At 75.7% G+C, this 20,347-nt stretch carries 4 protein-coding genes; all 4 read right to left on the reverse strand.

Annotation, left to right across the window (positions count from 1 at the left end; all coding sequences use genetic code 11):
- Window positions 1–58: 58 nt before the first annotated feature.
- On the reverse strand, window positions 59–2,932 hold the full coding sequence (locus ACFZDL_RS17025) for a beta-ketoacyl synthase N-terminal-like domain-containing protein (protein ID WP_353593310.1): 2,874 nt from the start codon (window positions 2,930–2,932) through the stop codon (window positions 59–61).
- A 13-nt stretch (window positions 2,933–2,945) separates the two neighbouring features.
- Entirely contained in the window at window positions 2,946–4,073 is a 1,128-nt protein-coding gene (locus ACFZDL_RS17030; RefSeq protein WP_353593309.1) for an OzmP, read from the reverse strand.
- Between the two features lie 70 nt (window positions 4,074–4,143).
- Entirely contained in the window at window positions 4,144–7,698 is a 3,555-nt protein-coding gene (locus tag ACFZDL_RS17035; protein ID WP_353593308.1) for an amino acid adenylation domain-containing protein, read from the reverse strand.
- A complete protein-coding gene (locus ACFZDL_RS17040) occupies window positions 7,695–20,312 on the reverse strand; it encodes an SDR family NAD(P)-dependent oxidoreductase (RefSeq protein WP_353593307.1) in 12,618 nt (4,205 codons plus the stop codon). Before ACFZDL_RS17040 ends, ACFZDL_RS17035 begins: the two co-directional genes overlap by 4 nt.
- Window positions 20,313–20,347 lie beyond the last annotated feature (35 nt).

A 20,347-nucleotide genomic window follows, 5' to 3' on the forward strand; every position in this document is an offset into this window, starting at 1 on the left:
TTCTCTCCCCCGGTCGGTCCGGTCGGTCCGCTCGCTCCGGCCTGGCTCGGTCTGCGTGTCACACCTGTCCCCCGCCCCCGGGTCCCCTGCGGGCGGCGGCCCGGCGGGACGTACGGCCCCTCACGGCCTCGCCGCCCCCCGCCGCACCGCCCGGCTCCTTCTCGTGGCCGCCGTCCGGACCGGCCTCGCCGTGCCACTCGGCGACCAGGTGATCGGCGAACGCGCGGATGGTCGGGTATTCGACGAACGCGGAGGAGGGCACCGGCCGGTCCAGTTCGGTGCCGAGCCGGGCGGTGATGTCGATGAGGATCAGCGAGTCCACATCCATGTCGAAGAGGTTGCGGTCGAGTTCGGGCAGGTCGTCGCGGCCCCGGCCGAGCACCGTGGCCACCTGGCCCTGCACGTACTCCTGCAGCAGGCGGCTCACCTCGGCCCGGTCGGCGCCCGCGATCCGGCCGGCCAGCCCGCCGCCGTCCGCGGGCCGCGGCGCGGGGGCGACGGCGTGGCCGGCCGGTACGGCGGGCGTGGCGGGTGCGGTCGGGGCGACGGCGGCGGGCTCGGGCGCGGCCGGTGCCGTCTGTCGCCGCGGGGGCTCCACCCAGTGCCGTACGCGCTCGAACGGGTAGCCGGGCAGCGGCACCCGGCGCTGCCGCTCCCGCGGATACCAGGCGTCCCAGTCGAGGTAGGCGCCCTGGACCCAGGCGCGGCCCACGCCGCGCAGCAGCGCCGCCGTCGCCGGGGAGCCGCCCCCCTCGGCCGGCTGCCCGGCCCCGTCTGCCACACCGGGCTCGCCCGGTTCGTCATCCAACGCCATCTCGACCGGGATCAGCCCCGAGGTGGCCAGCAGGGCGGAGCGCGCCTCGGCGTCGGCCTCGGCCGCGACCGGCTTGGTCCACACGGCCGGGTCGCGGGCCTCCTCGGGCGTCAGCCAGCGGGTGCCCGCGCCGAGGGCCAGCGGCAGTTCGGGCGCGCCGAGCGGGGCGCGCGGCAGTGGCGCGGCCTCGCCCGCGGCGTACGCCTTGGCCAGGGCGAGGGCGTCGGCGAGGCCGAACACCCCGGCGAGGGCGCCGACGACGGCCTGCGCCGGGCCGGTGCCCAGCAGCGCGCCGGGCGCGAGGCCCCAGTCGTCCTGCCACACCCGGGCCAGCGCGTACCCGGTGATGAACGCGGCGACCCCGTCGTCCGCCGTGAGCAGCGCGTCGGCCCCGTATCCGGGCGGGGTGTCCAGCGCGGCGGCGCACTCCCGCACCGCCGCCCGGAAGGTGGGCAGTTCCCGGTAGAGCTCGACGGCGCGCGCGCCGCCCGCGCCGCCGGGCGCGCCGGAGAAGACGAAGGCGGGCCGGGGCGTCTCCTCGCCCGGCTGTCCCTGTGCCATCCGCTCCGGGTCGGCGATGGCCAGGGCCAGGGCGGCCTCGCGCACGGTGCGGGCGACCACGGCGCGCCGGTGCGGGTACCGCTGCCGCCCGGCGGTCAGCGTGTAGGCGACCGCGTCGAGGTCCAGTCCGGGGTGGCGCCGCAGATGGCGGGCCAGGGCCAGGGCGAGCCGGTCGAGGGCCTGCGGGGTGCGGGCGGAGAGGACCAGCAGTTCGGCGGGGCGCGGCGGGGCGGCCGCAGGGCGCCGGGGCGGTTCTTCGAGGACGACGTGGGCGTTGGTGCCGCCGATGCCGAAGGAGCTGACCCCGGCGCGCCGGGGCCCTGGGCCCGCGGGCCACGCCGCGGTCTCCGTGCCCACGCGGAAGGGCCCGGCGGCGAAGTCGATGTCGGGGTTGGGGGAACGGTAGTTGAGGCTGGGCACCAGCGTGCCCTCGCGGAGCATCAGCGCGGTCTTCATCAGCCCCGCCATGCCGGCCGCGGTGTCCAGGTGGCCGATGTTGGTCTTGACCGAGCCGATGACGCAGCTGCCGGGCCCGCCCGCGGCGCCGAACGCCTCGTTGAGGGCGGCGATCTCGATGGGGTCGCCCAGCGGGGTTCCGGTGCCGTGCGCCTCGACGTAGCCGATGGTCTCCGGCGGGCAGTCGGCGATGTCCTGCGCGTCGGCGATGACCGCGGCCTGCCGCTCGACGCTGGGGGCCGTGTAACCGGTCTTGGCCGCCCCGTCGTTGTTGACGGCCGAGCCCTTGACGACGGCGTGCACGGTGTCGCCGTCCTCCAGCGCGTCCGCGAGCCGCTTGAGGACGACCACGCCGACGCCGCTGCCGATGACCGTGCCGCGGGCCTCGGCGTCGAAGGCGCGGCAGTGCCCGTCCGGGGAGAAGATCATGCCTTCCTGGTGGACATGGCCGGCGTGCTGCGGCACGCGCAGGTGCACCGCCCCGGCCAGGGCCATGGAGCACTCTCCCGACAGCAGGCTCAGACACGCCTGGTGGACGGCGACCAGGGAGGTGGAGCAGGCGGTGTTGACGCTGAGGCTGGGGCCGCGCAGGTCGAGCTTGTAGGAGACCCGGGTGGCCAGGAAGTCCTTGTCGTTGGCGAGCATCAGCCGGTAGTGCCCGACGGAGGAGGCGTCCCGGTAGCGGGCGGCGAGGTGGTGCAGGAGGTAGGTGTTCAGCCCGGCGCCGGCGAACACGCCGACCTCGCCGTCGTGGGTGCCCGGGGCGTATCCGGCGTCCTCCAGCGCGTGCAGGGAGCACTCGAGGAAGAGCCGGTGCTGCGGGTCCAGGATCTCCGCCTCATCGCCGGGGATCTTGAAGTGCGCCGCGTCGAACAGCTCGATGTCCGGCAGGATCTGCCCGGCCCTGACGTAGCCGGGCAGCGCCAGCTCGTCGGGGCCGACGCCGGCCGCGCTCAGCTCCTCGTCGGTGAAGAACGTGGTGCTCTCGCGGCCCTCCGTCAGGTTCCGCCAGAAGGCGTCCACGCCCTCGGCGCCCGGGAACCGGCACACCATTCCGATGATCGCGACGTCGGAGTCCCTGATCTCGTCGCCCTGCTCCATGCCGTCCGTCCCCCTAGAGCCTGATGTCCATGTCGGCGGCCACGGTGCGCATGTCGAGGAAGCTGCGGGCGACGAACCGCGCGGCGTCCTCGGTCGCGTCCAGCTGCTTGAAGACCTCGACGAGCTCCCGCTCGTGCTCGGCCGGGTCGCCGCGCTGCTCGGCGATCTCCAGCACGACCCGCTTCATCCGCTCCTCGATGTCGGCGATGTTGGCGGCGCGCGGGAACTTGATCGAGAAGGTGGAGCGGTCGTAGTCCTTGTTGCGCTGCACCGAGCGGCGGTGGCTGGAGGCGTTGAGCTTGTAGAACATGCAGTCCCAGTTCTTGAACGAGTAGTAGTTCAGGAGCGGGAAGAGCGTGCAGTGGGTCTCCAGCGGCGAGGACTCGTACAGCCCCTTGGCCTTGAGCTCGGCGACGATGCGGTCGGGGTCGTAGTCGTAGCGCATCGCGATGAACGGGAAGACGATCTTGGGGAGGTCCTTGTCCTCGGCGAACAGGACCTCCTCGATCTCACCGCGGAACAGTTCGTCGGTCATCCGCGGGCCGAAGGTGCGGTAGAAGCCGCGGACGACCTCGCGCGCGTTGGACTCCATGGTCAGGATCTGCTGCGGGTCGGCGCACAGCGCGATGTAGGGGATCTTGTGGCGGTAGGCGTAGAGGATCGCGCGGAGCACGAAGAAGGTGCGGCAGGAGACGCACGGAAGCTTCTCGTCGAGGTACTGGCCGGGCTTCTTGGGCGCGGGCCGGTTGAAGACGTCCCGCATCATCTTCTTGATGTTGTCGTCGTCGGAGTCGAGGACGAACTTCGCCGGGATCTTCTGCTGCGCCAGCTTGATGTTCTGGGCGGCGTGCGCGCTCTCGAAGGGGACGTCGAAGGTGTAGGAGACGACGCGCTTGCCGTACTCGTTGACGAACTTGTCCAGCATGTAGGTGCTGTCCTTGCCGCCGCTGTACATGAACAGGCAGTCGTAGTCGCCGTTCGGGTTGGGGCCGCTGCTGGTGAACTCCTCGTAGACGCGGTTGGTGTAGTTGAAGTTGTCCAGCAGCTCACTCGCGAAGTCCAGCTTGCACAGATTGCACACCCCGTCCTCGTCGAGCGTGACACCGGGATGGCCTTCCTTGAGGGAACACGTGGTGCACATGCGCATCTCTGCTCAACTCCCCGTATAAGTGCGCTCACCTATGACCGCTTTCATCCGCTTTTATCCGCTTTCATCCGCGCAGCGGTCTGCGCTCCGGGCGCGCCTGGCGCCGTCGGCGCAGCGTGCCGAGGGCGCCGCGGCCGTGGCCGGCGGCGCGCGTGCCCTTGGCGTCGGCGGCCCCGGGGCCGCCCGCGTCCAGGAACCGGGCCATCGCCCGGACGGTCGGGTACCTGAACATCTCGACCCGGGTCAGCGGCCGGTGCAGCTCGTCCTTCAGCCGCGCCATCACCCGCATCAGCAGCAGCGAATTGCCGCCCGCCTCGAAGAAGTTGTCCTCGGCCCCCACCCGCTCCGAGCGCAGCACCTCGCGCCAGATCCCGGCGATGACGCGCTCGGTGCGGCTGTCGGCTGCCGCCGGCGGGGCCCCGGTGGACGGCGCCGACGCGGGGCGCGGCAGGGCCTTGCGGTCGGTCTTGCCGTTCGCGGTCAGCGGGACGGCCGCGAGCTCCACGAAAGCCGCCGGGACCATGTACTCGGGCAGCCGGCCGCGCAGCCCCTCGCGCAGCCGCGCCACGTCGAGGCCCGGCCCGCGCGCCACCACGTACGCCACGAGCCGGCGGTCGCCCGGCTCGTCCTCCCGTACGACCGCCACGGCCCGGTCCACGCCGGGGTCCGTCAGCAGCGCCTGCTCGATCTCGCCGAGCTCGATGCGGTAGCCGTGCAGCTTGACCTGGTTGTCCACCCGGCCCAGGTACTCCAGGGCGCCGTGCGGCAGATGGCGTACGAGGTCGCCGGTGCGGTAGAGGGCGCCCGCCGCCGGGTCGAAGGGGTTGCGGACGAAGCGCTCGGCGGTCAGCTCCGGGCGGCGCAGATAGCCGAAGGCCAGCCCGTCGCCGCCGATGTACAGCTCGCCCGGCACCCCGGGCGGCACCGGCCGCAGCCGCTCGTCCAGCACATAGAACTGGGTGTTGGCGATGGGCCGTCCGAGGGTGACCGGGTCGCCGGGCGCCAGCCGGCAGGCCGCGGACCAGATGGTGGTCTCGGTCGGCCCGTACAGGTTCCACAGCTCGGGGGCGCGCGCGGTCAGCGCCCCGGCCAGGTCGCGGGGCAGCGCCTCGCCCCCGCACCACACCCGGGGCGCCGCGGCGCCGCCCTGCCAGCCCGCGTCGATGAGCATCTTCCAGGTGGCGGGGGTCGCCTGCATGACGGTGGGCGGGCGCTCCTCCAGCAGGGCGCGCAGCCGGAAGCCGTCCGCGGCGGTCTCGGTGGGGGCGATCTCGACCTGTCCGCCGGTGATCAGCGGGAGGTACAGCTCCAGGCCCGCGATGTCGAAGCAGACGGTGGTGACCGCCAGCAGCCGGTCCGCCTCGGTGAAGCCGGGGGTGCGGGCCATGGAGGTGAGGAAGTTGACCAGGGCCCGGTGGCCGACCCGCACTCCCTTGGGCCGTCCCGTGGAGCCGGAGGTGTAGATGACGTACGCGGTGTCCCCCGCGCTCACCTCCGCGCCCGGCTCAGGGGCGGCCCGGTCGATCTCGGGCCGGTCCCGGTCCAGGACCAGCGCCTCGGCCCGGCCCGCGGGCAGCCCGCCGGCGAGCGCGGACTCGGTCACCACCAGCGGCAGCCCGGTGTCCTCCAGCATGTGGGCGATGCGGTCCCGGGGGTAGATGGGGTCGAGCGGCACATACGCGGCACCGGACTTCATGATCCCCAGCAGGGCCGTCAGCAGATCGGCCGAGCGGTCCAGGAAGACGCCGACGAGTGCGCCGGGACCGATACCGCGTAACCGCAGGTACCCGGCGAGTGCGGAGGAGCGCCGGTCGAGTTCCCCGTAGGTGAGGCTGGTGTCACCGCAGGTCACGGCCACCGCTTGGGGGTTGCGGGCCGCGCGCTCGGCGAAGAGGTGGTGGACGCCGCGGTGGCGCGGATAGTCGGCCGCGGTGTCGTTGAACTCCACCAGGACCCGGCGGCGCGCGGCGTCGTCGCACACCGGCGCGGCGGCCAGGTCCGCGCCCGCCGGGCCCGCGACGGCGGCCAGGAACGCACCCGCGTGACCGGCCAGTTCCTCCGCGGCAGCCCGGGCCTGCGGGTCGGCGCGCACCACCCACTCACAGTGCTCTCCGGTGGCGGGGACGCGTACCAGCAGCGCGGTGCCGGGGCGGGGCGCGGCGGGGGCGGCGGCCCCGGCCGGGTCGGCGAGTTCGACGGCCACCGGCAGCCCGTGCGCCGCGGGGCGCCGCTCCCGCAGCTCGGGGCGGCGCACCCACAAATCCAGCGGGTAGGGGCCGCGCCGGGCCACCTCCTCGGCCCGCCGGGCCACCTCCCGGGCGAACTCCGCCATGCTCGACCCGTCCGCCACATCGGGTGTGCGCAGCGGCGCGTACGGGGCGTACAGGGTGTCCGTGACGGGGTGTCCGGTGCCGGTGGCGGTCCGGTCCGCGATCCGCAGGTCCACGTCGGCGAAGCCCTCCCGCGCGGTCCTGGCGAGGAAGGCGAGCGTGGCGGCGAGCAGCCACTGCTGGCGGGAGACCCCCGCGTCGGCCGCCGCGCGCCGCGCGCCGGCGGGCACCGGCACGGACAGCGTCAGCTCGCCGTCGCCCGCCGGTGCGCCGTCGCGGCAGGGCGGCTCGGCGGGGCGCAGCGCGCCCAGCCGGCGGGCCCAGTACCGCTCCTGGCGCAGGGCGGCCGACTCGGCGCGCGTCGCGGCGGCCGACAGGGGGGCGGCCACGGCCCACGACATGGCGGGGGCCGTGGCCGGTGCCGGGGCGAGCGGTTCCCCGGCGGGGGTGGTCAGGCCGGTCAGCCGTACGTCGCGGGTTGCCGTCGCCACGACGGCGCCGGCCCGGTCCCACCCCAGCACCGTCCCGGGGGCGGCCCCGGACCGCTCCCCCAGCACCTCCAGGCCGCCCACCAGCGCCGCCCGGTCGCCGACGGCCACCTTGGCGGTGCCGAACTCGTTGGGGTGGCTGCCGAAGTCGGTGGCCCGCACCGCCGCGGCCAGCTCCTCGGCGGGCCGGTCGAAGGCGAGGAAGCCACCGCCGGGGGGACGGTCGTAGCGGCCGTGGTAGCCGCGCCGGGACAGATCCTGCGGGCGGCGCTCGGCGCGCCCCTCGGCGAGCGCGGCGATCAGCTCGGCGAAGGACGCCACGCCCGCTTCCAGGCACTTGACGTTGAGCGTGTGGCTGGTCTCGTCGTCGGCGACGTCGACCTCGCGCTGGACGAGGACGTCACCGGCGTCGGCCTCCTCGGTCATCACATGCCAGGTGACGCCGTGGCGCCGTTCGCCCTCGAGCACCGCCCAGGTGGTGGCGTACACCCCGGCGTGGCGCGGCAGCAGCGCGTCGTGGAAGTTGACGGCCAGTCCGCGCGGCAGCGAGAGCACCGGCGCGGGCAGGATGCGCAGGTTGGCGATGCTGAACAGGTGGTCGAAGGGGCGCTGCGACAAGAACCCTTCGAGCCCGGGGCCGACGTCGGCGGTGGCGAGGCCGCGTTCGCCGGCCCAGGCGCGGATCTCCGGGTTGGGGGAGACCACGCCCAGCACCTGGTGGCCGGCTTCGAGCAGCAGCTCGGCGCAGGACACCAGGAGCGCGTTCTCGCCGATCACATAGCAGCTGAAGGTCCCGCTCACGAGGTCTCCTCCCGGGTGCCGCCGCCCAGCACGGTCATCAACTCGCCCAGCAGTTCGTCCACTTCGGTGTCCGACAGCCCGTCGACGACGCTCGTCACGGCGGGGTCGGGCGCGGGGGCGGACACGGCCTGCGGACGGGGCTGTGGTTGTGGCTCCTGTGGTTGCGGCTGTGGCTGCCGCTGGGCCTGGGGCCGTGGCTCGGGCGCGGGCGCCGCGGGCTCCGGCTCCGCTTCCGCGCCGCCCGCGAGCCGCCTCAGCGCCTCGGCGTGCTCGGCGTGGAAGTAGCCCGCGAGCCTGCCGATGGTGGTGTGCTCGAACAGCAGCGGTGCCGGGAGCCGCCCGAAGTCGGCCTCCAGCGCCCGCTTCAGCTCGGGCACCACCAGCGAGTCGATGCCGTAGGCCTCGAACGGCGCGTCGGGGTCGAACTGCGCGACGTTCATCTCCAGCACCCGCGCGAACACCTCGGTCACCCGCCGCACCGCCACCTCGGCCAGGTCCACCGAGCGTCCCGCACCGGCCGCCGGGGCGGCCACCCCGCCCCGCGCGGGCTCCGCCGCCTGCCGCGGTTCCCGTTCCGGTTCTGCTTCCGGTTCCGGCTCGTGCCGATCGGCGCCCGCCATCCGCACCACGCCGTCGCTCTCCGCCAGGATCAGGCTCTGCTGCACCGGCCCCTCGGCCGTGGGCGGCAGCTCCTGGACGGCGGTGCCGGTGAAGCCGCACACCGCCAGCACGTCGCGCCAGGTCGCGACGGTGAGCAGCGGGGAGCCGGGGATGCGGTACCCGGTGTCCTGGTACATCCACCAGCCGCTGGTCAGCCCGAAGATCAGCGGCAGGAAGCAGGCGAACCCGGTCCCCTCGTTGGCCAGCACCAGCCCGCCCGCGCGCAGCAGCCGCTTGGTGTGGTGCATGGTCCGCTCGATCGACGGGGTGACGTGGAAGACGTTGGTGCCCAGGACGATGTCGTAGCTGTCCGGCGTGATGCCCTGCGCCAGCGGGTCCGCGTCGATGTCGAAGACCTTGAACTCGGCGAAGGGATAGCGGGCCGCGAACTGCTTGCGCCCGTGGCGGACGAAGGCGCTGGTGACGTCGGTGTACGTGTAGCCGACGCGGTCGGCGTACGGGGCGAGCGCCGCGAGGACGGGCCCGCTGGTGGAGCCGGTGCCCGCGCCGACCTCCAGCACCCTGATCCGGGCCGACGGCTCCGCCTCCAGCCGCCGCCGCACCCAGGCCGCCGCGGCCCGTGCCACCAGCTCGTTGTAGGCGTCGCTGAGGGCGCTGCCCCGGTAGACGCCGACCACCAGGTCCATGGAGCCGTCCGGGAAGAGGACGTCCATGTGGCTCTGCTCGCCGGTGACGACCCTCGGGAACGCCTCCAGGCAGCGGGCCAGCAAGGTGGCCACCGCCTCGATCTCCGGATAGCGGCCGATCAGGGCGCGGGTGGCGGCCTGCGGGTCGGCGTTGACGCGCAGCACCTCCGCGTCGGAGACCAGGGTGGTGGTCACCAACTCGGCTCCCTCGGCCCGCAGGTAGCCCGCGTCGGTCAGCATGTCGAGCACGGACTCATGGAGCCGCCCGTACTGGGGCGCGATGCGCAGCCGCTCGCGCAGCCCCGCGCGGGTGTGCCGCTCGCCCTCGGCCAGCAGGACCCCCATCCGGCGCACCGCCCCGACCAGCAGCAGCCGGGCGAGGTGTTCGGCCTCGCGGGAGGCCCGCTGGTAGGACTCGACGCGCGCCAGCTCGTCCGGGGCGAGCGGCTCGGGCGCGGGCAGCGCGCCGACGAGCGAGGGCAGTTCGACCGGCCGGGGGCGCGCCTCGGTGCCGGTGTCCACGCCCATCGCGGCCAGCACCCGGTCCTTGGCGCGCACCGCCAGCACCTGCGCCGGGGCGCTGCCGAGGAACCGTTCCAGGGTCGCCATGCCCTCGGCCGCCCCGATCGGGGTCGCGCCGGAGGCGATGGCGCCCTCCAGCACCCGCTCCCGCTCGGGCCGCCCGGCGGCGTGCCAGAAGCCCCAGTTGACGACCTTGACCGGGAACGGCGCGGTGCGGGCGAGGCTCAGCGCCAGAGCGTCCGCGGCGCAGCAGGCCGCGGCGTACGCGCTCTGTCCGGCGGCGCCCTGGAAGGCCGCGCCGGAGGAGTAGAACACCAGGAAGTCCAGCGGCTCGTCGCGCACCGCCGACCAGGTGGCCCGGGTCGTGGCCTCCTTGGAGTCGAGGGCGGCGCGCAGCAGCCCCTCGTCCATGTCGGCCAGCGTGGCGGTGGCGAAGTCCATCACGGAGTGGATCACCCCGTGCAGTCCGCCGAAGCGCTCCTTGGCGCGGGCCACGGCGTCCCGCACCTGCTCGGTCCGGGCCGCGTCACACCGTACGTACAGCACCTCGGCGCCGGCCGCTTCGAGGGTGGCGACGCGCTCGCGGCGCTCGGCGTCCAGCTCGCCGCGGCCGAGCAGCAGCAGCCGGGCCCGGTAGGCGCGGGCCAGGTGCAGACTGGTGTCGAAGCCGATCACGCCGAGGCCGCCGACCACGGCGTACACACCGCGCTCGCGCAGCGGCGGCCGGGCCGGCTCGGGCAGCCGCAGCCGCTCCAGCCGGCGGGTGTACCGCACACCGCCGCGGATGGCCACCGGGAGCACCCGGTCCCGGCACGGCTCGGCGAGGATGTGCGGCGCGGCGGCGTCCGCCTCCCGCCCGCGGATGTCCACGCAGGCGATCCGCAGCCCGGGGTGCTCCTTCTCCAGCGCCGAGCACAGGCCCAGCAGGGCGGCGGGGCCGGGCCGGGCGGGGTCGCCGTCGTGCAGCGGGAAGGCATCGGCGGTGACCGTCTTCAGCAGCGGCGGGCGGCCCGGTTCCGCGTGCCGCAGCACGGCCTTGGCCAGCCTGAACAGCGCGATCACGCCCTGCTCCCGGTCGGCGGTGGCGGTGGTCGTGCCGGAGCCTGCGAGGAAGTACACCAGGTCCGGGCGGAGGCCACCGGCCAGCGCCTCCTCGACGGCTTCGGCGGACAGCCCGTCCGCGCCGATCTCCAGACGCGCCACGCGCGCACCGGGGTGCGCCCGGGCCAGCTCCGCGGCCAGCGGACCGGCCTCGCGCGGGGCCGCGATCAGCACGCCGCGCGCCCGCGCGCCGCGCCGCTGCTCGGCGTCCGTGGCGTGATCGGCGGCGTCGGCGTCTGCGTCGGCGCCCAGCGGGCTCTCCACCCAGTGGGGCCGGTGCGCGAACTGCGGGTGCGGGTCCTTCTGTTCGCGCACCGACAGCCCGCTGAAGCGCACGCACACCCGGCCGCCGGCGTCGAGCAGCGCCACGTCGTAGCGGTTGGCGCCCAGGTCGGTAACGTGCGCGTAGCCGCTGAGGGGCACCGGGCGGTGGGCCCGCACCCGGTCCACGGCGAACGGCAGCAGCGGCAGGTCGTCGGCGCCGCGGGTCTCGAAGTGCAGGGCGGCGACCGTGTGCAGGGCCGCGTCGACCACGGCCGGGTGCAGCGGGTGGCGCGCGGCGTCGGCGGTGAACCGGTCGGGCAGCCGCAGTTGGGCGAGGGCCTGCCCCGGGCCGGTCCACATCCGCTCCACGAGCCGGAAGTACGGCCCGTAGCGGACGCTGAGCCGCTCCATGCCCGCGTAGAACTCGTCCCCGCCGAGCGACCGGGGCAAGGCGGCCCTGACCTCGTCGACGGACACGTCCGGCGGGGCGGGGGTGGCGTCGGCGGGGGCCAGGATGCCGCGGGCGTGCACGGCGCGCGCCGCGCCCGTCCCGCTGCGCACCTCGTACTGCACGGTGTCGCCCGCCGGGCGGGTGGCCACGGTGAGCCGCTCGGCCTCGCGCCCGACGACGACGGGAGCGAGCCAGTACACGTCGTCGATCACGCGGTCGACCGGCCCGTCGCCGGCCCGGGCCCCGAGGGCGCCCAGGACCAGGTCGAGGTAGCCGGCCCCCGGCAGGATGGTGCGCCCGCTGACGACGTGGTCGCGCACCAGCGGGTCGGACGGCTCCAGCGTGAGCGGCAGTTCGGCGGCGCTCCGTGCCACGGGGGCGGCCGGGGCGGCGGGGACGGCCGGGGCGGCGGGGACGGCGGCCGTGGGCGGGGTGGCCGTCAGCCAGTGGCGTTCGCGCGCGAACGGGTACGTCGGCAACGACACCCGCCCGGCGGGGCCCTCGCGCAGCGCGGCCCAGTCCAGCTCCACCCCCGCCACCCACAGCGCGGCCAGCTTGGCGCGCTGTCCGGCGCCCGCCAGGGCCCGGACGAAGTCCCGCCCGCCGGTGCCCTCGGTGAACAAGGTGGCCAGCTCGCCGTCGGTCCGCGCGTTGCCGCGCGAGAGCCCGGCGACCGACTCGCCGCGCGCGAACGCGGTCAGCTTCGCGGCCGCGTCGGCCAGGTCGCGGGCCTCGAACGCCAGCCGCTCGGCCATCGGCTCCCGGCCGGTCTGCAGGGTGTGGGCCACGTCGGCCGGCCGGAGCCCGGCCCGCTCCGCGGCGCGCCCCAGGAAGGCGCCCAGCTCGGCCGCGTACGCGCGCAGCCGCTCCTCGTCGCGGGCGGACAGCACGATCAGCTCGGGCCCGCCGGGGGCCGCCGGACGCGGCCGGTCCGGCACGAACTCCTCCAGGACCACATGGGCGTTGGTGCCGCCCGCGCCGAACGAGCTGACCGCCGCCCGCCGTGGGGCGCCCTGCTCACGCGGCCAGTCGGCCGCCTCCCGCTGGACCCGGAACGGGGAGTCGGTGAAGTCGATCACCGGGTTGGTCTCCTCGGCGTGCAGCGAGGGCAGCAGCCGCCCGTTGCGCAGCTGCAGCACCGCCTTGGTCAGCCCCGCGATGCCCGCGGCGCCCTCCAGGTGGCCGATGGCGGACTTGACCGACCCCAGGGCGCAGAATCCCCGGTCGGCGGTGTGGGCGCGGAACGCCTGGGCCAGCGCCGTGTGCTCGATCGGGTCGCCGAGCGCGGTGCCCGTGCCGTGCGCCTCGACGCAGCCGATGTCGCGGGCGCTGAGACCCGCCCTCGCCAGGGCCTTCTCCACCAGCGCCCGCTGGGCGTTGGGGTTGGGAACGGTGTACCCGTTGGTGCGGCCGCCGTGGTTGACGACCGTCGACTTGATGACCGCGTGCACCTGGTCGCCGTCCTCGATGGCCCGCGCCAGGGGCTTGAGCAGCACCGCGCCCACACCCTCGCCGGGCACATAGCCACTGCCGCCCGCCCCGAAGGAGCGGCAGCGGCCGTCGTCGGCCAGCATCTTCTTGCGGCTGAGGTGCACATACTTCAGCGGGTGCGCGGAGACGTTGACCCCGCCGGCGATCGCGTAGGCGCACTCCCCGGCGCGCAGGCTCTCACAGGCCATGTGCAGCGCCACCAGCGAGGCCGAGCAGGCGGTGTCGACGACGACGCTGGGGCCGCGGAAGTCGCCGAAGTAGGACACCTGGTTGGCGACGGACGCCCGGTTCCCCATGGCCACCACGTGGTTGCCCTTGAAGGACTCCTCGGCGCCCAGCATCGCGTAGTCGTCCCACATCACGCCGACGAACACGCCCACGTCGCGCCCCTCGTCGCCGTACTCGGGCCGCGGCAGCGCGTCGAGGCGGTAGCCGGCGTCCTCAAGCGCCGCCCACGACGACTCCAGGAACAGCCGCTCCTGCGGGTCCATCGACTTGGCCTGGAGCGGGGAGATCGCGAAAAAGAGCGAGTCGAAGGCGTCCACGTCCGCTAGGAAGCCGCCCCAGCGGCCGTAGCTCTTGCCGGGCGCGTCCGGGTCCGGGTCGTAGAAGGCGTCCGCGTCCCAGCGGTCGGCCGGGATCTCGGTGACGCAGTCCCGCCCGGCGCTCAGGTTCTCCCAGAACTCCTCCAGGTCGCGGGCCTTGGGGTAGCGGCCGCTCATCCCGATGATCGCGATGTCGCCGTCGTACGGGCGGGGCGCCGCCGGGCGCGGGGCGGGCGCCGCCGGCCGCGTCGCCGCGACCGGGACCGGCCGCTCCCCGGCGCCCGCCTCGGCGCCGGTGCCGCTCCCGGCGTCCGTACGAGGTCCCGCGCCGAACAGCCGGACCACGTCGTCGGCGTGGTCACGCACCAGATACCCGGCCAGGTCAGCCACCGTGCGGTACTCGAACAGCAGCGTGCCGCGCAGACCGCTGAAGTCCCGGCCCAGCAGGGCGTTGACCTCCATGATCATCACGGAGTCGATGCCGTACCGGTCGAGCGGGGCGCGGCTGTCGATCTCCGTGGCGGCCAGCCGCAGCACCTCGGAGAACCGCTCCCGCAGATAGTCCACGACCGCGGGCGTGAACGCCTGGGCGGACGCGGCCCCGGGCACGGACGCCGACACGGACACAGCGGGGACGGACGCAGCCGGGACGGGCACAGCGGGCACGGGCGCAGCGGGGACGGACGCAGCAGGGCCAGGAGGGTCGGTGGCGGCGGGCGCGGCCGGGGCGGGCGCGGCGCCCAGGGCCCGGGCCACCCGGGCCGGGTCGCCCGCCACCGGCGCCACGACCGGCGCGTCGAACTCCCAGGCGCGCTCGAACGCCTCCAGCGCCCGCGCCGGGCTCAGCCGCTCCATCCCCGTCGCCTCCCGGTAGGTGTCCAGCTCGTCGGGGCGTACGAGGGCGTCCACACCGCCCGCGTCCCACAGCGGCCAGTCCAGCGACAGCGTGCGGCCGCTGCGCGCGCCGCTCGCGGCCCACGCGTGGCGCGCCGTCAGGTAGCTGTCCACGAAGCGGTTGGCCGCCGCGTAGCTGCCCGCGCCGAAGTCCCCGGCGAGTGAGGAGACGGAGGAGAAGGCGGCGAACACGGACAGGGCGTCGGCGCGGGTGAGCACGTCGAGGTTGACCACACCGCGCGCCTTGGCGGCCAGCGCCCGGCGGAACCCGTCGCCGTCCGTCCCGGTCACCGGCAGCCGGTCGGCGACCCCGGCGAGGTGGAAGACCCCGTCGAGCCGGCCGAAGCGGCCCCGGGCCTCGACGAGCGCGGCCCGCACCTGCGCGGCCTCCGCCACGTCGGCGCGCACCGCGAGCACTTCGGAACCCAGCTCCTCCAGTTCCGCGCGCAGCTCCCGCTCGAGTGGCGAGCGCCCGAGCAGGACCAGCCGCGCCCGGTAGCGCTCGGCCAGGTGGCGGGCGAGCAGCCGCCCGACGCCCCCGGCCCCGCCGGTGATCAGATAGACCCCGCGCTCGGCGAGCGGTGCGGCGTCCCGCCCCGTCGGGTCGGCGGGCCCGCTGACGCGGCGCACGGTGCGCTCCCCGGCCGCGTAACGGACCTCGTCGCCGCGGCGCGGCCGCTCGGCGGTCAGCTCGGCCGCGAGCCGGTCCGCGGGCAGCCCCGCCGCGTCGTGGCGGACCGTGAACAGCTCGAAGTCCGGTGCGTGCCGCGCGGTCGACAGCGCGAGCCCGGCGACGGCCTCGTGCTCGGGAACGCCCGCCTCCCCGTCCCCTTCGTGGACGTACGCGCAGCGCACCCGGCCGGTGCCGGGGGCCTCGTGGGCCGCGCGCAGCAGGTGCACCACGGACACCAGCCCGCGGGCGAGGGTCGCCTCGTGCCGCGCCGCGAGCTCCGCCAGGTCCGGTTCGGGGTCCGGTCCGGGGTCCGGGTGGCCGGGCGGGGGCGGCGCCGTACGGCTCCACAGATGGACGACGTCGAGCCCGGCCTCACCAGGCCCGCTGAGGTCGGCGAGCAGCCGCCGGTAGTGCTCCGGGTCGCCCGCGTCGAGCGTGTAGCGGTCCGCCGTACGGCGCTCGAAACCCGCGCCCGCCAGCGCCTCCACGGCCCGCCCCCAGCCCCCGGCGCGGGCCAGTTCGGCAGCGGCGCCGGTCCGGTCGGCGAGGACGAGCAGGGTGCGGGCCGCCGGGCGGGCGGGCGCGGGGGTCGGTTCGGCCGTCCAGACGGGCCGGTAGAACCGCGTGGCCCGGGGCGTTTCCGCCACGGCCCGCGGCTCCCGCGCCGCCCCGGCGTCCGTGAACAGCCGACCCACCAGGTCCTCGACGCGGGCCAGCCGCCGCCCGTCCGGGTCCACGATCGTCACGGCGTAGCGCCAGGTCTCCCGGTCGTCGCCGCCCTCCAGCAGTTCGGCGTGCGCATGGACGACCTCCGGCAGCGCGCCGTCCACCGTCAGCGCGCCGATGCCGAACGGCACCGCCAGCTCGTCCGCCCGCGGCGCGCTCTCGCGGCCGATCCAGTGGCAGGTGCGCAGCGCGCCGTCCAGCAGGGCCGGGTGGAGCGTGTAGCCGTCCGCGCCGCGTGCGGCGGGCGGCAGCCGCAGCTCGGCCAGGGCCTCGCGGGGCCCGCTGTGCACCCCCCGGATGACGCGGAAGCCCGCCCCGAAGCGGAATCCGGTGGCCTCGTAGGCGCGGTCGACGAGTTCGGCGTCGCGGCGGGTGGCGCAGCGCCGCCGCACGGCCTCCAGGTCGAGGACGGCCGGGGCCGCGCCCCGGTCGCCGTAGTACGCCTTGCCGCGCAGATGTGTGACGCGGGCCCCGTCCGCCTCCCCGTACACCTCGAAGGTGAGCGCGTCGCCGTCGGCTCGGAACCCCGCGTACAGCTCCAGGGCCTCGCCCGGCACGGCCACCGGGCGGCCCCACACCACATCGGCCAGTGCGCGCAGCGGGCGGCGGCTGGCCAGCTCGGCCGCCGCGCGCACGAGTTCGAGGGTGGTGGCCGCGGCCAGCACGGGCCGGCCGCCGATCACATGGTCCGTCAGCAGCGGGTCGTCCGCGCGCAGCGTCTTGCGGAAGCGCTGCTCCTCGACGGTCGACTCGTTGGCGTCCACGAGCGGGTGGAGCGGGGCGCCGACACCGGTCTGGAGCGCTTCGGCGGCCGTCGCGATCCAGTGCCGCTCGCGGGCGAACGGGTAGCCGGGCAGCGGTACGCGGCGCGGCGCGGCGCCGCCAGGGGCACCGCCCGCCGGCAGGCCGGTGGCGGAGAGCTCCCCGCGGACCCACAGCGCGGCCGCCTCGCGCGCGCCCGCGCCCGCCGCCGGGGCGGGCGGCGGCCCGCCCGCGTCGCCGTCCGGCGCCGCGGTGCCGCGCAGCAGTCCGACGGGGTCCTCGCCGCGTGCGAACGCCGCCAGCGACCGGGCCAGTTCGCCGCCGTCGGCGGTGATCACGGCCAGCCGCTCGGCCATCGGCTCCCGGCCGACGCGCAGCGTGTACGCGATGTCGGCGAGCGCCGCCCGCTCGCGCTCCAGGTACGCGCCGAGCCGGCCCGCGTACTCCCGCAGCCGCTCCTCGTCCCGCGCGGACAGCACGAACACCAGGGGCTCGGCGGCCCGCTGGGCGGCGGCTGCTGCCGAGGGCTCCGGGTGGCGCCGCTCGGCCGGGTGCTCCTCGATCACCAGGTGGGCGTTGGCGCCTCCCGCGCCGAAGGAGCTGAGCCCCGCGCGGCGCGGCAGCGTCCGCCCGTCCACCACCGGGCGCTGCCAGTCGGCGGCCCGGCGGGCCACGGTGAACGGCGAGCCGGCGAAGTCGATGTTCGGGTTGGTCTCCTCGGTGTGCAGGGACGGGGCGATGCGCCCGTGCTTGAGCTGCAGCAGCACCTTGGTGAGCCCGGCGATGCCCGCCGCCGACTCCAGGTGGCCGATGTTGGACTTCACCGATCCGATGGCGCAGAAGCCGGTGTCGGCCGTGCGCGCGCGGAACGCCTTCGTCAGCCCGGTGATCTCGATCGGGTCGCCGAGCGAGGTGCCGGTGCCGTGCGCCTCCACGTACGAGACCGACCGCGGGTCGACGCCCGCCGAGTCCAGCGCCCGCCGCACGACCTCCTGCTGGGCGCGCGGGTTGGGCACGGTGTAGCCGCTGCCGCTGGGCCGCCCGCCGTGGTTGACGGCGCCCGCGAGGATCACGCCGTAGATGTGGTCGCCGTCCTCGACGGCCTTGCGGCGCGGCTTGAGCAGCACCGCCCCCACGCCCTCGCCCGGCACATAGCCGCTGCCGCCCGCGCCGAACGCCCGGCACCGCCCGTCCGCCGACAGGAACCGGCTCTGCCCGAGCAGCACGTACTTGTAGGGGTGGACGGAGACGTTGACGCCGCCCGCGATGGCCAGCTCGCTCTCGCCCCGCCGCAGGGACTCGCACGCCAGGTGGATCGCCGTCAGCGACGACGAGCACATGGTGTCCACCGCGAGGCTGGGGCCGTTCAGGTCGAGCGCGTAGGAGACGCGGTTGGCGATCAGCGCGTACGAGGACTCGGTGACCGGGCGGCCGCCGCGCAGCGCGTCCACGGCCCCGTACAGCTGGTACTCGCCGTACATCACGCCGACGAACACCCCGACCCGGCGGCGGCTCAGCTCCCCCGCCCGGTAGCCGGCGTCCTCCACGGCGTGCCAGGAGGTCTGCAGGAACAGCCGCTCCTGCGGGTCCATCAGCTCGGCCTCGCGCGGCGAGATCGAGAAGAAGAGGGGGTCGAACTCCGCCACGTCGGGCAGGAAGCCGCCCCACTTGCCGTAGGTGCCGCCCTTGCGGGTGGGGTCCGGGTCGAAGAAGCGGTCGTGGTCCCAGCGGTCGCGGGGGACCTCGGTGACGCAGTCGCGGCCCTGCTCCAGGTTGCGCCAGAACGCGTCCAGGTCGTCGGCCATCGGATAGCGGCCGCTCAGCCCGATGATCGCGATCGCGTCGTCGGCGTCGGCGTCTTCCGCGTCGGCGTCGGCGTCGGTGTCGTCGGCGTCGGTGTCTTCCGCGTCGGTCGTCCCCGACGTCTGTGCGGTCGGCAGGCGCCAGCCGACGGCGGCCGTGGGGCCGGTGGTGCCGACCGCGGTGTCGGCCCCGGCTTCTGCTTCGGGGGCCGCCGGGCGCAGCGCCTCGCCGTGTTCGGCCGCCAGGTGTCCGGCGATCTCCTCCAGGGTGTCGTGCTCGAAGAACAGCGTCTTGGACAGTCCGTCGCCGAAGCGTTCCTCCAGCGCCCGGTTCAGCTGGGCGATGGCGATGGACTCGATGCCGTAGCGGGCGAGCAGCGGTGCCCGTCCGTCGATCGCCGCCGGGTCGGCGCCGATCGCGTCCGCGACGAGGCCGCGCAGCAACTCCACTGCGGCGGACAGAAGTTCGGCCGGGGCGTCGGAGCCCCCGGCGCCGTCGTCCGGGGCCCGCCGCGGCGCCGGCGCGCCGGGGGCCAGCCGCTCGGCGATGCGCTCCGCGTCCCCGGCGGCCACCAGCACCTCCCCGCCGGTGAGCGCGAGCGCGTCGTCGAAGGCGGCCAGGCCCTGCGCGGTGGAGATCGACACCACCCCGAGCCGGTCCCGCAGCGCCTCGGCGTCCTGCTCGCCGAGCGCCATCCCGCCGTCCCGCCAGTGCGGCCACGCGATGGACACCGACCGTCCGGAGCGCCGCCCGGCGGCCACCAGGCGGTCCCGGTGCGCGGCGAAGGCGTCGAGGAAGGCGTTGGCGTAGGCGTAGTCGGTCTGTCCGATGTTGCCGAAGGCCGCCGCGATGGAGGAGAAGAGGACGAAGAAGTCCAGGTCCGCACCGCGGGTGTGGCGGTCAAGGTGCAGTGCCCCGGCGACCTTCGGGGCCGTCACGGCGCGCAGTTCCGCCTCGGTCTTCTTCAGCAGGAACGAGTCGCGCAGCGTGCCCGCGGCGTGGATGACGCCGTGCAGCGCGCCGTGCTCCGCGCGGACGCGGGCGATCAGCTCGCGGACCGCGTCGTCGTCGCCGACGTCCGCGCGCAGGTGGGTGACGGTGCTGCCGCCCGCCCGTACGGCCGCCAGCCGCTCCTGGACCGGCGCGCCCGGCTCGGAGCGTCCGACGAGTACGAGGTGGACCCGGGCCCGGGCGGCGAGGTGTTCGGCGAGCAGCAGGCCGAGCCCGCCCGCGCCGCCGGTGATGAGGTAGACGCCGCCCTCGCGCACCGGGATCCGCCGGTCGGCCCGCGGCGCGCCCTCGACCGCCCGGTGCACCCGCACCAGCCGCCGCCCGCCGGCGTACCGCACCTGGGCGGGGGGTTCTCCGGCGACGGACAGCTCGCGCACGGCGGCGGACAGCGCGCCGTCGGCGTCGTCCGTGCCCACCACCTGATAGCGCAGACGCGGGTTCTCCAGGCGGGCGCTGCGCGCGAACCCGGCGGCCGCCTCATGGAGCGGGGACGGCCCGTCGGGGCCGTCGGCGTGCGCCAGCACCAGGCGGACCGGGCCGCCGCGGCGCCTGGCGAGCAGCGCCTTGGAGAGGTGGAACAGGGCGGTGACGCCGAGGGTCAGCTCCCGGTCCGGGACACCGGATTCCAGGTCGGGCACACCGCCCCAGGCGTGCACGACGGCGGTGGGCGCGGCGGTGTCCTCGGCGCAGTCGGACAGCAGCCGGGCGTAGTGCTCCGGGTCGGCCGGGTCGAGGGCGTAGGTGTGCCGGTCGCGCCGCTCGTACGCGTCCGCGGGCAGGGCGAGCACCACGGGCGCGGCCGGGCGGCCTGCCGCGCGCAGCGCCTCCCGCAGCCGGTCGCGCTGGGTCTCGTCGGTCCCCAGCAGCAGATACGGGCCGTCGGGCAGCTCGCCGCCCTCGGGCGGCGGGGCCTGCTCCCACTCGCCGCGGAACAGCAGGCGTACGGCTTCGTCGTCGGTGGTGGCGGCGTCGGCCGGGTCCGGGCGGGTGACCCGCAGGACGACGTCGCGCATGCGGACGAGGACGGTGCCGTCCGGGTCCAGCAGTGACACCTCGACCGTCACCGCACCCGACTCCACACCACCACCCGTGACCCGCA

Origin of the sequence: Streptomyces sp. NPDC007917 (assembly GCF_042959105.1) — a bacterium.
Taxonomy (GTDB): domain Bacteria; phylum Actinomycetota; class Actinomycetes; order Streptomycetales; family Streptomycetaceae; genus Streptomyces.

Excerpts from the sequence above, each read along its gene's own strand:
- ACFZDL_RS17025 (WP_353593310.1), bottom strand. The coding sequence starts at position 2,932 with ATGGAGCAGGGCGACGAGATCAGGGACTCCGACGTCGCGATCATCGGA.
- ACFZDL_RS17030 (WP_353593309.1), bottom strand. The coding sequence starts at position 4,073 with ATGTGCACCACGTGTTCCCTCAAGGAAGGCCATCCCGGTGTCACGCTC.